This is a genomic window from Parashewanella tropica (assembly GCF_004358445.1).
GTDB lineage: Bacteria > Pseudomonadota > Gammaproteobacteria > Enterobacterales > Shewanellaceae > Parashewanella > Parashewanella tropica.
This window is the reverse complement of record NZ_CP037951.1, coordinates 3,797,896-3,812,455: the sequence shown is the minus strand read 5'-3', so window position 1 is coordinate 3,812,455 and position 14,560 is coordinate 3,797,896. Positions and strand designations below refer to the sequence as shown.

The following is a 14,560-nucleotide window of genomic DNA, read 5'->3' as shown; positions in this document are numbered from 1 at the left end:
TGGATTTAGGGGCTTAGTATGCTTGAAAGAAAGACGTGTTTTTCATTAATAGCACTTACTACTTTATGGATTTGTGGTTGTAGCAGTGCTCCTAAGCCTGCATTAAAGGTAGATGATAACGCTGCTTTAGCTGTCGAGATTAAGATAAATCGCGCACTATTCAAGCTAAATCAGCAATTACTTGTAATTGATGATGTTTTTGCACTCACCAAAGGACAACAGCAGGATTTTTTAAGCTATTATCATGCTGCCTTAAGTGAAGGACAGCGGCCTGACAAGATAGTCTCCGAATACCTTGAACGAAAACTCAATAATTTTACCTTTTATGGTGAAACCTATGATGCATCTACGGCACTGATGCTCAACAAAGGCAACTGTATGAGCTTAGCGGTCTTAACCACTGCTTTAGCAAAGCTGGTTAATGTCGAAATGGATTATATTGAGGTAAATACTCCGCCCATTTTTGAAAAGCAAAATGGCGTAATTGCATCTTCCACCCATGTTCAAAGCCGACTCTATGCGCCAATAAAAGAGGGAGACGTTTCGCCGAAATTTAAGTGGATGAGAGCCAGTTCGATTATTGACTATTTTCCAAGTGTTTCAAATTATGCCGGGCGCTTGGTAAGTCAAAAGGAGTTCATTGCCAAGTATTATAATAATTTAGCGGCTAATGCACTGATTGGAAATAAACTCGATGACGCCTTTTCTTATGTCATGCTCGCTTACCAGCAAGCCCCGCATTACAGTGAAACGCTCAATTTGTTGGCGGTATTGCATAACCGAAAAGGTGACCACCAAACCGCAGAACAGATTTATTTAGCAGCATTAAAAGTCGATCATAATAATTTGAGGGTTCTGTCAAATTATATAGGGTTACTGACAGAGCTTGGCCGTACAGAGCAAGCCTTACAATATGAAAAAACTCTGGCCAAAATCGACGATCCCAATCCTTATGCATGGTTAGAACAAGCATATTATGCAAAGCAACAAGGAAACGACCGTAAAGCCATCCGTTATTTTACTAAAGTCATTGAAAAAGCCCCTTATGTTCAAGACGCTTATCTTGGGTTGTATCGAATTTATCTGAAGCAGAATAAGAAACTTAAGGCTAGAAAAATAATGAACAGAGTGATGGATTGGACATACGATCCTAAGCTTCGGGAAAAATACAATAAGAAGCTCTATTTATTAACAAAAAGCCGCTGAGTTACAATTGGCTATTGTCTTATGCACTTGTAAAAAAGATACAAAGATAATATCCCTGTTAAAAAATAGAAAAGTCCTAAAACTGAAGAACCAGAAAATTTAAAGCTAAGTGCAACACTAGCAAGAATAGAGGATATCAACATTTGCAATGAACCAAACAAGGCACCTGCTGAGCCACGATGATGTTTTTGAGGGCTGAGTGCTAATACTAATGTTATTCCACCGATAAATATCGCCCCTGACATAGCCGTAACTGAAGCGCCTAAAATACTATAAAGGCTTTGCCTGTCGAAAATTAACAATGCAAGTGTCACTCCGCCACTGATAATGAGGAGTTGAGATCCAAATTCAAGTGCTTTATGTAAACTGAATAACGCGATCAGTTTTGCTAATACAAGCCGTGCAATTAAACTGATTATGCCTACAGACGCTGTCAACCAACCAAATTCTAGAGCCGAAAAGTGAAATTCATTTTGAAATATGAACGCACTCAATGTGATATATACAATATTCACAGAACGGGCAATCCCCGTAAGTAAGCAGCACCCTATAAATGTCTTCTGTTTTAAAAGAGATTGATAAACGTTTAAGAAGTTAAAGCTTACATTCTCTTTAATGATGTGGGTATTTGTTTCTTCAAAAACAAAGATAATGACAACCAATGTCATCAATAAAATTAAGCCCAAGAGGAAAAAGTTAGACTGCCAACCATAGGTTGTTTGCATATAACTGCCAATAATAGGCGCCAATATTGTTGAAAGACTCAGTAACGTACTAAAGTAGATCCCAGTAGCCGCCAGTTTTTCTTTAGGCATAATATCGGCTGCAATGATCCGGCCCATACCTACACAGGCACCACAACCTATGCCTTGTGCAAATCTAAATAAAAGAAAGCTTGAAATAGAGCAGGTGGTCGTCGATAAAAAGTTACTCATTGAAGCAACGAAAACGCCGAAGATGATGACAGGTTTTCTTCCTACGTGATCTGAAATGGGACCATAAAAAAGAATACTAATCGCTGAACCCAATAGAAAGATGGTTGAAGATTGCTGAATACTCTGCTGATCAGTATGTAAAAAATTCATTATCGCCGGTAAAGATGGAAGGTGTATTGATAGACCTAAAGGTCCACAGATAACCAGCAGAAGGGTTATTAATATCTGCTTTCTTTCTTTACTAGTGAGCTTTTGAGAAAGATTATTACCCAAAATGATTAAGCCGAAAGCGTTTTTTTGAGTTTTACTTTATCTATTTTTCCCGTTGAGGTTAGTGGAAATTCAGCAGTAAAGCATATCTCCTCAGGTAGCTTAAAAAAGCTTATTTTTGATTTCAAATAATCAATGACTTCTGTTTTAGAGAGCGTATTTGGGGTATTAAGGACAATGAAGGCAACGACTTTTTCCCAATGGTTATCTGAAGTTATGCCGATAACCGCCGCCGCTTTTATTGCAGGGTGATCAGTTAATGCATTTTCTACTTCTTCTGGGATGATATTTTGCCCAATTTCAGAAACAATGATGTTTTTCTTTCTACCTGTAAACCAATAAAATCCGTCTTCGTCTTGGTAAGCTAGATCTCCAGATTTATACCATCCATCTACAAATGCATTTTCAGTGTTAATGCTATCATTGAAATAACCATTCATCATCCTTTCGGTTTTACAATAAATTTCCCCAATTTCATTAATTGCAGCCTGCTGTCCACTTGAAGTTATTAACTTAATTTGTGTCCCATTTACTGCTTCTCCCAAAGCTCCTAGTTTATCTTGTTTTTGTGCAGCGTTGAGGATGCATGGACCAGTTTCAGTTTGACCATAAATTGAAAGCAAAGGTATACCAAATTTTTTACGAAAATTATGTTTTATTTCTGCGGGAGTGTTGGCGCCGATAGCAATACATAGTTGTAATTGTGGCTTAATTTGCTTAAGAACCCTGTCAGGAAGATGAAGTAATTCATTAAAAATATAAGGGCTGGCTTTTAAGTGTGTTGCTTTATAGTGAAGAAGATCGGAAGCCAAGTTATTAATGCCCATACCAACACTTAATACAATTTGAGCTCCGAAATAAAAAAAGTTAAACAGTAAATTAATCGAACCAGAAAATTGCAAAGGATTATCTAAAATGGTAATAGAAGATTGGTTAATAGGAAATGAGCTCGAAATGGGTTTAAAAATATTTTTGTAAGGGATTTCTACGCATTTGGGAGTCCCTGTTGAACCTGTTGTTGAAGTGATGATGGCCGTTTTTTCTAGGTCAACATTGACTTCATTGAAGAGATCGGGAGACATGTAAAGAAAAGCGGTAGTGCTATATCTTTCCTGTTTTTCGTGACCTTCTTCAACACTAATGAATACTTTTTCAAAAGCCTCTAATGTTTGAGAATCCATACTCTTAGCTTTTTCATCAGAAACGATAATGTTTGTTGCTCGAGTTGTTTTTATCAAGCGAGAAAATTCATCATTTGTCACTGTATGTGCAACTGGTATGGCTAATACTCCAGTGTTGATACAGGCATAGAGAAAGAAAACAAACTCGGGATCATTAGGAAGACATATAATGAGAGGCTCATTTATTTCGAAATTAAGCTGAAGCCCAGCAGATAAAGATTTTATCTTATCAATGGTGAATTGATAACTGTATGATTTATCTTTATGCATCAGTGCAATGCAATCTTGCTTGTTTAAGCAGTTTGGAGCGATGAGTGATTCTACATTCATAGTCAGTTTCCAATTAAATATAAGGAATTACATGTGCGAATGGAGGTCTTCTAGAATTACCTTTAACGGACAGCTCATTAATGATTTGTGAGCATGCTCCAGGGGTTCTAAATACAGTAAAAAAGCCTCTTGCGACTTCCGGCGGGAACTCAAGACAATGAAAGAGTACTGAAGCCGCAAAATCGGTATTTGCTCCTAATGTTGGGTTCTGCTTTCTTGCTTCACGAGCGTAGAGGTATAATTTTTCAATCACATCCGCCTTGTTTGGAAAAGCTTGCCTACATGCATCAAAATAAATATGAACTCGGGGATCGCTGGCAATTATCTCTGGTGGGGTTTCCGCCGTTATTTTGTGGATACGATGTCCGAAACCATAAATTAATTGGTTAGCATTAATTAACTCTTGCACATATTTTTCTGGGAGCTGATCGCTGTTAAGGAATGAAGTGGTTTGCCTCATACACGCCTCAATCGCACCACCATGTAACATTCCGCTACCAACATTTAAGCCTGCAATTAGAGCTCTAGGAAAAGTCGTTCTTACAGAACTTGAGATTAAGCAAACAAATTCAGCTGAATTCAAACCATGGCTAACATGTGCTAAAGCACATTTCCTTAATGCTGAAATTTGATCTTTACTTATCTCTCTTCCAGCTGCTTGGAAAAACATTTCAATGGGGTCAATGGATGTGAAGTCTTCCGTATATTTGTATGTTTTGGATTCATTATAAAATAAGGCAACGGTTGAGAGAATTTTTCCAAATAGAAACATCGCTTCTTTTAAAGCTTCAACTCGCCGTTGATGATTGATGCTGTTAGGAGCGGAAGGAATGTATTCATACTGCAATATACTCTTAAATTTTCTGCTTACTTGCTGTTGTAAAAGTTGATGGTTCAAAAGAGACACAATATCCATTTGTGTATTTTTAGCGTTATCAACAATTTTTATTTCTTCTTCGTTTAATTTAAAACCTTCAACAAAAGAGTCTTCAATTATATTTTTACAACTACAATCAAATCCAATGAATAAATCAATAATCGCTTCGAAGTAATCTTCATTTTGTGAAAATATTGATAAGTCTTTGTTGGAAATTTTAATGTTTCCATTTTCAATGTGAATGTTTGAATGGGAGTTCAAAGGCGTAAAATATGAGTCAGGAATAACATTATTTTCAATTTTCAATAAACTGTCCTGTAATGTATTAAACAAGCTATCAATGTGCTCTTTTAAAGAGTGATTATTCGATTGAGTTAACAGAGTGGTAACTTGACTGAAGATTTTTTCTAATTTAATTCGAAATAAATTCAAGGAAGCGTTACTGTTGAACGCGGATATGATTTTTGCTTTTGTTGCGAGTGCTAATTCTTTTTCTTGCTGGGGTAATTTGGTGAAGTGTTTATCTAAATCATAGATTAGGTAGGCGAATCTATTCTTCCAAAAAAATTCTTTTGGGTCATGATAAATGTCATGTTTTTTCTGAATGTATTCTTTCATTTTTTTAGTGCCTATTTAATTTAGGGAACATTTGATAAAGCAATATCTTCGTGGTGGAGTGATTATGATTTTCCACTTCACTCTATGACGGTGTGGTATTAAATTAATTCCTTGAATTTACTTAATTTATTATTAATTTAATTTAATGTTAGAGGTGCAGCTAACAGTGAGTTTATTTAGTGAGTTAAGGACGGCGGGTATATAAAAAATTGTTCCAGTAATAAATGGCTTATTATGATAAAACAATGGACTTTGTCGGTATGTTTTTTAAATCTTTTGGGTATAAAAAACCGCTTTAAATCAGCGGCTTTTTATCAAATGTGGAGGTATATGTTACCTACTCCACGTTCTGGATCTGCTCGTCGAGTGAAAATGTTAACTTGTTATATATTAAGAGAAAAATATCTGAGTGAAAGAGCTGAGTTTATTGATCTGTCACCTTTTCTGTCACCAATGATCAAAAACGTGGCAGATGTAAGATTGAGATCGATTTACTGCGAATTCTGAATTAATGGTCAGTTTATTCTCATCGATGAGTAATGTCTATGTCATCGACATGGATTTCCAATGTGTCGATAAAATGCGATTACTTCGACATTTCAATACTCATAATTCAATTAAAGTTTAAAAAAATACTTATCTTTACACTATTAGTATTAAGATCTACACTATTTTAAACCTAAGTTTAAAATTTTGCTTAAAACAATACTAAAAGTATTAATATGTCATCAAAAATAAACTGGCTAATACAAAATACCATCCCCGGTAGTGTTGTTCTTCAAATGTGGCTCACTCAGAATGGGATCAATCACTCTCTGACACAACGCTATGTGGCGAGCGGTTGGCTGAAAAAAATCAGTTCAGGGGTGTACTTTAGACCCTTGAGTAACCCTGATCAGTTACCTGAATGGACTAATGCTTTACAGGCGTTGCAAAAGCAGACAAATGTTCATGTGCATCTTGCTGGATTATCGAGCTTGAACTATCAGGGGTTGAGTCACTATCTACAACTCAGTGAACAGAAAATATGGTTAGGCGGTGCTTCTAAAAGTTCAGTACCTAAATGGCTTGCACAATACCCTAATCAAACTTGGCTCTACTGCACTAACAGTAAACTAATGGAACTCTCAGAGAGAGATTTTATCAAAGTGACAGTTAATGGTGTGGACTTGAATGCCAGCAATACTGAGCTTGCTGCCTATGAAGTCGTAGAGGCAATAGGGAAGCATATAACCTTTCAGCATGCCGCAGAATTATTTCAAGGTCTAACCAATCTAAGTCCACGGAAAGTTCAATCATTACTAGAGCGAAGCAATGCTGTTCAAACCAATCGAATATTTTTGTATTTGAGCCATTACTACGCCCATCAGTGGGCTGTTCGGTTAAATGAATCAAAGATCAATTTAGGCACAGGGAAGCGTCAGGTCGTAGCAAAAGGGAAGTTTGATGAACACTATCAAATAACGGTACCAGAAACATTATTCCATCGAGGTGAGAATGGATAAGCAATCTGTTTATTATCGACAAGTTACACTGCTCATGAGAGTTCTACCTGTTGTTGCAAAAGAATCTATTTTTGCGCTCAAGGGAGGAACTGCGATAAATCTCTTTGTTAGAGATTTCCCTCGATTATCTGTAGATATCGATTTGTCCTACTTACCGCTTGAACCAAGAGATGTGGCATTATCGAACGCTAAAAATGCTCTTTCTAGGATCACAACAACCATTAATGAAGTACGAGATTTAACAGCAACTTTGCAAGATAACCGTGCTGATGAATTAAGGATTATTGTGAATGGTAATCAAGCACAGATCAAAATTGAGGTGTCACCCGTTGCAAGAGGGACATTACATCAACCAAAAGTAATGCCTGTTTCAGAGTTAGTTGAAGATGAATTTGGTTATGCTGAAATTGCAGTCGTTAGCCTTGCTGATTTATACGGTGGTAAACTTTGCGCTGCTATGGACAGGCAACACCCAAGGGATCTTTATGATGTGAATTTGCTGCTAAAAAATGAAGGTATATCAAGAGGTACTTTTGTTGGCTTTTTAACTTATGTGCTTGGACATCCAAGACCTATCAATGAAGTCATGGCACCGAACTGGAAAGACATCAAAGACGTTTATGATAAAGAATTCTCAGGTATGACGGTTGATGCAATAACCATCGAAGAGTTAAAAGTAACCAGAACTAAAATGCTTGCAGCGTTGAAAGTCAACTTCACAGAGACAGATCGAGATTTCTTGCTCTCATTCAAGCTGGGTGAGCCTAAGTGGGAATTATTTGATGAACCAGAAATACAACACTTACCTGCAGTTAAGTGGAAACTGCTAAACCTAATTGGACTGAAAAAAAGAAACTCTGAGAAACATCAAGAGCAATTAAATAAGCTCAATACAGCATTAGGGTCATGGTTATAAGTTAAACCATCAAATAGGCAACCAAATATCAAATTTGATGAAGCCAAATCAGCAAATCAGACAGCAACCAAGCCACAGCAGTGCCAAGATGCTTTTTTTCAGGTGTTTTATTTTGTTGCTCTAAGCGCCACCAAGTTGCACGAGAAACCGTTGTAATTTTTTGGCGTTCAGCCTCTCTTATAAGCCGTTCAGTAAGCCCGTAATTATCCAGTATTTCTGCACGTTGAGCTGCCGTAGGTGCTTCAAAATGTGGTACTTTAAACATATAGCCTCCTTAAATGAATGCTACTGAGTTTCGTTTATCTATCGGATTAGGATAATGACAATTATTTCCCTACTGAGTTGATAGGAGGCTTTGATATCGGCATTTGATTGATGAATTGTTGTAAATCAGCAGCCCGATACTTCACAAGCCGACCAATTTTCAAATACTTAATTTGGTGTCGACCAGTTGAACGCCAAGTGCATAACGTATTTTTACTGACGCCCAATAGCTGAGCAGCTTCACCTGAGGATAGCAATTTTTCCATTGTGAACACCCCGCATAATGATTCAGATGTAATAACCATATCCGCAAAAAAGTCCCATGAGAAGATCGGCAAGATGATAAAAAATTACATCTTTCTCGACATATCGGATTAGGACTACAGCCAAAAAAAGAAAAATAACAAAAAGACGGGGGTTACCTGAGCGCAAGCGTCCAACTCGAAGGTGTTGGACAAGAATACTGGTACTGCTACTGTTACTTTTACTGATACTTTTACAGCTACTATGTTTCGAAACCTGTTGTTACACCTAGTTATCCACAAGCAACAAGGGTTTCGAAACCCACAAAGCAACAACAAAGAATCTAGTAACAAATTGAAATAAAAGACAAAGCTAAAAATTACTTTAAATAAAAATTAATGAACTTTAGTTAATGTATGAAACTGCAACTGAAAATAATTTGAGAGGCATTAATTGCGAGAAATATGGACAAAAGTTAATTATCCTCACAAAAGCTCTATCACTCTTTTGCCCCATAGTCACTTAGTGCTTTAGCTCTATTTATTGTGTAGTACAACCTAAATTTTCAATCAAAACCTTTAAGCCACAATTTAAAGCCGAAGTCTTTAAGCTAAGAAGTTTGTGTCACCGTCGATAGGCTGTTCTAACTCATTGTTAATTTTGGAAGTGGTTGCATTTCAACCACTGTGCAAATAAATGTTATCATAAGTAAAAGATTATAATTAACATAATGATAGATTGATAAAGGACTTCAATGAACGAGATTGCATTTACAAAACTTGGACAAAATATTTGGATAAAGGGTCATATAATAATTTTTTATGGTACTTCTTTGGATGTGGAAATGCATAAGCATCATGCTATACAAATTGTTTGGTCAACTAAGGATTCACAATGTAAACTTTCGAATATAAAGCTGGCAGGAAGTTTCATTATTGATTCTCAAGTTGAACATCAATTGCAACTGAATAACGGATTGTTATTACTAGTTGAGCCACAAAGTATTTTAGGGGCGGCATTGAAACAAATACTAAACAACTCTGCAGCAATATCTATTAATGACAAAGTCGTAAGTTGTCCAGCCCCCCATGAGCATATTACGAATCTAATAACTACTCTAGCACCGCTTTTCGATATACTGAATTTACCTTTCAATTTATCAGTTGAAAACAGTAACATTAAAGACAAACGAATTCTAAGCCTTATACAAAGGTTGAACCTTTGTTTTTCGGGAAGATGCCAAAAGCCAGCTGACTTACGAGCAGCAGATATTGCATCTGAACTATCTCTATCTATGAGTCGGTTCTTACATTTATTTAAGAATGAGGTTGGTATTGCATGGCGACCTTATTTGAAGTGGCGGCGTTTAATTTGTGCTATTACTGCGATGGCAAAAGGGGCGAGAGCCACTGAAGCAGCTTATTATGCTGGTTTTTCTGATAGTGCACACTTAAGCAGAACATTCAGATCAATGTTTGGCCTTTCTATTAAGCAATTAAAAGCTACTATATCTGAAAGTTAGCAAGTTTGTTCAATTATTGATTTATTTATTATTTAAAATCACTGTTTCATTAGGATCGAGACAGTGATTATATAAAATGGAATTAAACTCATTATTGAAAAATTCAGGGTTAGACCCTGTTAAAGTAGCCCTTTCCTCTACCAAGCAACTATATGCAATGAGCGATAATAACTTATTAGAGTTTAAATCCTCATTAGTGATAGATTCATTTAAATTTCACTTTGAAAACAATGCTTTTTATCGCTCTGCGTGTGAAGAAAAAAATATTAGCCCTGAAGTAATTAAATCATCTTTAGATTTAATAAAAATTCCGTTAATCCCTATTCAATTGTTTAAGGCAAACGATAATCACAAGTTATTATCGAAAAATCTAAAAGATGTTGAATTAGAAATGCGTAGTACAGGAACATCTGGAATTCCTAGTGTTTCTCGCCGTTGTTCGGAAACAGTTGATAATGCGACTCTCGGTATTTATGCCATGTATCGTGAATTTTTTAGCGTTTCTAAAGGTGCAGGGCTTTATCTATGTCCCTCAAATGAAGAAATCCCTGAAATGGGAATGATCAAAGCACTCAATATGATGGCTGGACTATTAGATACCCACAGGTTTATGGTTAAAAGTGACAGTTTTGCGCCTGAAGATGCCTTAGAACAATTATCAATTTGGGAGAACAATTTTGATCGCCATATTATTGGTCCACCTTTCTTAATCAATCGTTTTATTCGCTTTTTAAAAGCGACAAATCAAAAACTTAAGCTAGATAAAAACACCTTAGTGATCACTCTAGGTGGTTGGAAGCGATTTAGTGGGGAGATGCTGTCTCGTAAAGAATTTAACAATGAATGTATAGAGTACTTCGGGATTGAGCAGCATCAAATCAGAGATATTTATGCTTTAGTTGAATCTAATGTGGTGGCCATCGATGATGAACACGGTATAAAACATGTTTCTCCATATATCCATTTTTCAGTTCGTGACCCTAAAAACTTAGACAAAGAAGTCGCTACAAATGAAGTCGGTCAACTTGCAATACTAGATCCACTTTCTCGTTCAACACCGGGTTTTATTCTGACGGAAGATTTAGTTCGCCTGCTACCTAAAGCGGATAATGATTTACGTAGTGGTCAACGAGTTGAGTATGTAATGCGTTTACCTGAATCTACAGAATTTGGCTGTTGTGCAGTAAACCTAGATAAGCAACTTGACGATATTGAAGAACAAAGGACTCACTCATGCCCTGTCATAGCATAGTTATTTCCTAATAAATAGACAAATAGATGCTCCCTAAAATTATGAGTGAATTACTGCCGATTACTAAACAATCGCTAGTTTGGAGCATCTATCTAAAGTATTAAGCGAGATACCACTTATATTTGCAAAGTACATAGGTAACAACATGTATAACGAAATTATTATTGATAATTTTTCCAATCCACAAAATGTCGGTGAACTATCAGCTGCTGACTTGGTGCTTGAAATTGGTAATCCAGTATGTGGTGATCGAATCAAGGTTTATCTAGATATTACTGACAATTTAATTAATAGAGCAGTATTTAAAGCCTGGGGATGTGCAACTTCTATAGCTACAGCAAATGTTTTTTGTTCTTCGATAGAAGGCCAAAACGGAGCCGAAATAGCACTCAGGCAGCCTGAAGACATTGAAGCCATGCTCGGTGAATTAGAACCATCGCAAAATCACTGTTTACAAATTTTAGAAGAGTTACATGAAAAATTAATGACTAAATTAAATTTAGGAGTTAGTTAAGATGAATTCGCAGGATCTCTCGGGCTATTTCGATTACAACGCAACTACACCAGTATCAAATGAAGTTGCAAATTCGATGATTGCAGCAATAACTCAATTTGCTAACCCTTCAAGTAATAATCGTCACTCTATAAAAAGCAAAGAAGCTATTTCAGAATCTCGAAAAAATGTTGCGAGTTTGCTCAGTACAGTTGCAAATAAAATCTTTTTCACGTCTGGTGGTTCAGAAGCAAACAATTGGGCGATTAAGGGAGTTTTGTTTAAACATATTTCTAAACCAGGGCATATTCTGACAACTGCAATTGAACATGCATCAGTGCTTGAAACTATAAAATATTTTGCTGAACATTTTGGTTTCGAAGTTACATATTTGAAACCAAACAAGGATGGTTCAGTTACCACGGAGGATTTTAGGAATGCTCTGAGAAAAGATACACAGCTTGTATCTGTAATGTACGCTAATAATGAAACAGGTGTTCTTCAACCTATTCCTGAAATAGCACAATTAGCTAAAGAACGTGGTATTCCAATTCACGTTGATGCTGTTCAACTTGTTGGCAAGCGTAAAATTAATGTTGAGAATTTAGAAATTGATTATTTATCACTTTCGGCACATAAATTTTATGGCCCAAAAGGCATTGGCTGCTTATGGATTCGTGATGTTAATTCAATTCCCCCCTTAATTCATGGTGGTGGGCAAGAATTATCAATGCGTTCAGGAACTGAAAACTTTGTTTCTATTATGGGGGCATCAAAAGCTGCTCAGGAAGCTTTATTAAATATTGAACAATGGGAACAGAATAATTGGTCATGTAAGCAATACATGGTGGAATTACTTAGAGCAGCGCCAATTGAAGTAAAGTTTAATGGAAAATTAGCCCAAGATGCAGCACTGTCGAATACATTAAGTATAACTATCAAAGGTGTTCGTGGTGAAGCTTTGGGAGCACGTATGGAGTTATTAAATAGTTATGTTATTTCTGTTGGTTCGGCCTGTAGTAATAATAGCAAGAAAAATATCTCTCATGTTTTAAAAGCTATGAATATCAAAGAGCATGATATTCAAAGTACTATTAGAGTGTCCTTTGGTCGTTTCACCTCTCTTCAAGATATAGAAAAATTCGTTACTGTCCTTGTTGCTGAAACTCAAAATCTTTTAGCTATAGGGGAGGGATAGATTATGTCTGGTAACTACCCATTATTAATGGATGCAATCAGGGAGCATGCTCGAAACCAACCAAATCACTTGGCGAGTATTTTTCAACCTCGTGATATAGACACAGCAGAATTTCTTAGTTACAAAGAGCTTTATTCTGCAGCTTATAAAAGAGCACAATTACTTCTGGCTTTAGGTTATCAAGGTAAACCTGTTGCACTACTTTACCCATCAGGCTTTGACTTCATAGTGAACTTTCTCGCTTGCTTGTTATCAGGCGTTATAGCTGTACCACTAAATGTAACCCGTAATTCACAGCAACTTGAACGAACCCTCGGTGTTATTGAAGATGCTATGATCAACGTGGTTTTGACAACAAATACTACAAAAACACTATTATCAGGACAGCTAGAACAAATCAGCTCCTCAAAACAAGATGTATTAACGTGGGTCACTGAACAAGATGAGACTAACAATATAAGCCATTTACCGCATATCAAACCAAATGATATTGCATTTATCCAGTATACATCAGGTTCAACAAGTGCTCCTAAAGGGGTTGTAATTAGCCATGAAAATATTGTTGATAACATGGAATCAATTCGACATGCATGTGGACACTCGAAAGGAGTCATAGCTGGAGGTTGGTTGCCTCAATTTCATGATATGGGGTTAGTTGGACATATGATGAATCCTTTATACATGGCTGGTACATATGTTTTTATGCCACCAATGAACTTCATTCAACGTCCGAGTCGTTGGTTACATTTGATTTCACACTATAAGATTTCGTGTTCAGCAGCCCCTAATTTCGGATATGAACATTGCGTCAAGTTCATTCGAGATAATGAGGATTTATCGAATATTGATCTAAGCTGTTGGAAAGTCGCACTGAATGGCTCAGAACCAGTTAATGAGCAAACAATGTTGGCTTTTTCTGATAAGTTTAAGAAATATGGTTTCGACCCAAATTCTTTTTTTCCTACTTACGGTATGGCTGAGACCACCCTATTAATATCTGGTGGGCCGCATCACTCTGGTGTAATGACAGTTACACTTGATAAAAATGAGTTATCACAAGGAAGGTGTATTACAGCAAAAAAAGGGACAAAAATTGTGAGTTGCGGTGCAATTGCACATAGCTTTGATGTGAAAATCGTTAATCCAGAAAGTATGGAACTGTGTAAAGATAATGAAGTCGGTGAAATTTGGGTCTCAGGTGCTTCAATTGCACATGGTTATCTTAATAACAAGGAAAAAACTAAATCTGATTTTCGAGCGAAGTTAAACCCCTTTAACGGTAAATACTATTTAAGAACAGGTGATTTAGGCTTCATCCTAACAGGTATGCTTTATGTTACTGGTCGCCTTAAAGAGATGATGATTATTAGAGGTCGAAACTTATACCCCTATGATATTGAGAGAACTTGTAACAATTATCTGCATGCCTCGGGAGGTAATGGTTCTTCAGTTTTTACCTATCAGCAAGATTCATGCACTAAGTTAGGGGCTATTGTTGAAATTAATAAACGAGCCTTAAGTACAACTTGTGAACAGGTGCTTATAAACGACTTGAGAGCTTTAATTAATGAACAACATGAAGTTTCAATAGATATATTGCGTGTAGTTAAGCCTGGAACGATTCCTAAAACGACTAGTGGTAAAGTAAAGCGCACCGCATGTATTGAACTCATTTAATTTCTTATAGTTTAACAGCCCTGCTGTTCTACCTCAAATAAGCAATATTACCCCTTCGATTTTGCTCAGTAAA

General features: G+C 36.4%; 13 protein-coding genes. 8 read left to right on the top strand and 5 right to left on the bottom strand.

Annotated features, from left to right (window positions below):
• Positions 1 to 18: 18 nt before the first annotated feature.
• The gene (locus E2H97_RS16815; protein ID WP_133408206.1) at positions 19 to 1,206 is read left to right on the top strand and encodes a tetratricopeptide repeat protein; all 1,188 of its coding nucleotides are present in this window, start codon (positions 19 to 21) and stop codon (positions 1,204 to 1,206) included.
• Positions 1,207 to 1,217: 11 nt separating this feature from the next.
• On the opposite strand, the gene E2H97_RS16810 is transcribed toward E2H97_RS16815, so the two are convergent.
• From E2H97_RS16810 to E2H97_RS16800, 3 genes are read right to left on the bottom strand one after another with little or no spacing between them, the layout of a single operon-like run.
• Entirely contained in the window at positions 1,218 to 2,414 is a 1,197-nt protein-coding gene (locus E2H97_RS16810) for an MFS transporter (protein WP_170308343.1), read from the bottom strand.
• 5 nt (positions 2,415 to 2,419) lie between these two features.
• On the bottom strand, positions 2,420 to 3,922 hold the full coding sequence (locus E2H97_RS16805; protein WP_133408204.1) for a class I adenylate-forming enzyme family protein: 1,503 nt from the start codon (positions 3,920 to 3,922) through the stop codon (positions 2,420 to 2,422).
• 13 nt (positions 3,923 to 3,935) lie between these two features.
• Entirely contained in the window at positions 3,936 to 5,417 is a 1,482-nt protein-coding gene (locus tag E2H97_RS16800) for a citrate/2-methylcitrate synthase (RefSeq protein WP_133408203.1), read from the bottom strand.
• A 722-nt stretch (positions 5,418 to 6,139) separates the two neighbouring features.
• Between E2H97_RS16800 and E2H97_RS16795 the strand changes: the two genes are divergently transcribed.
• Together E2H97_RS16795 and E2H97_RS16790 are read left to right on the top strand one after the other, a co-directional pair.
• The gene (locus E2H97_RS16795) at positions 6,140 to 6,922 is read left to right on the top strand and encodes a type IV toxin-antitoxin system AbiEi family antitoxin (RefSeq protein WP_133408202.1); all 783 of its coding nucleotides are present in this window, start codon (positions 6,140 to 6,142) and stop codon (positions 6,920 to 6,922) included.
• Positions 6,915 to 7,838 (top strand): nucleotidyl transferase AbiEii/AbiGii toxin family protein, encoded by a 924-nt coding sequence (locus tag E2H97_RS16790; RefSeq protein WP_133408201.1) that lies wholly within the window; start codon positions 6,915 to 6,917, stop codon positions 7,836 to 7,838. The genes E2H97_RS16795 and E2H97_RS16790 overlap by 8 nt, the downstream gene beginning before the upstream one ends.
• Before the next feature lie 28 nt (positions 7,839 to 7,866).
• On the opposite strand, the gene E2H97_RS16785 is transcribed toward E2H97_RS16790, so the two are convergent.
• Both E2H97_RS16785 and E2H97_RS16780 read right to left on the bottom strand, forming a co-directional pair.
• Complete coding sequence (locus E2H97_RS16785; RefSeq protein WP_133408200.1) at positions 7,867 to 8,103, bottom strand: helix-turn-helix transcriptional regulator; 237 nt, start codon at positions 8,101 to 8,103, stop codon at positions 7,867 to 7,869.
• A gap of 61 nt (positions 8,104 to 8,164) precedes the next feature.
• Complete coding sequence (locus tag E2H97_RS16780; protein WP_133408199.1) at positions 8,165 to 8,368, bottom strand: helix-turn-helix domain-containing protein; 204 nt, start codon at positions 8,366 to 8,368, stop codon at positions 8,165 to 8,167.
• Positions 8,369 to 9,099: 731 nt separating this feature from the next.
• Here E2H97_RS16780 and E2H97_RS16775 point away from each other — a divergent pair.
• The 5 genes from E2H97_RS16775 (at position 9,100) to E2H97_RS16755 (ending at position 14,487) form a co-directional block, all read left to right on the top strand.
• The gene (locus E2H97_RS16775; protein ID WP_133408198.1) at positions 9,100 to 9,867 is read left to right on the top strand and encodes a helix-turn-helix domain-containing protein; all 768 of its coding nucleotides are present in this window, start codon (positions 9,100 to 9,102) and stop codon (positions 9,865 to 9,867) included.
• A gap of 76 nt (positions 9,868 to 9,943) precedes the next feature.
• Positions 9,944 to 11,119: a LuxE/PaaK family acyltransferase gene (locus E2H97_RS16770; protein WP_133408197.1), complete on the top strand. Its 1,176-nt coding sequence runs from the start codon at positions 9,944 to 9,946 to the stop codon at positions 11,117 to 11,119.
• A gap of 145 nt (positions 11,120 to 11,264) precedes the next feature.
• Entirely contained in the window at positions 11,265 to 11,633 is a 369-nt protein-coding gene (locus E2H97_RS16765) for an iron-sulfur cluster assembly scaffold protein (RefSeq protein ID WP_133408196.1), read from the top strand.
• Position 11,634: 1 nt separating this feature from the next.
• Complete coding sequence (locus E2H97_RS16760) at positions 11,635 to 12,810, top strand: cysteine desulfurase family protein (RefSeq protein WP_133408195.1); 1,176 nt, start codon at positions 11,635 to 11,637, stop codon at positions 12,808 to 12,810.
• A gap of 3 nt (positions 12,811 to 12,813) precedes the next feature.
• The gene (locus E2H97_RS16755; protein WP_133408194.1) at positions 12,814 to 14,487 is read left to right on the top strand and encodes a fatty acyl-AMP ligase; all 1,674 of its coding nucleotides are present in this window, start codon (positions 12,814 to 12,816) and stop codon (positions 14,485 to 14,487) included.
• The last annotated feature ends 73 nt before the right edge of the window (positions 14,488 to 14,560 follow it).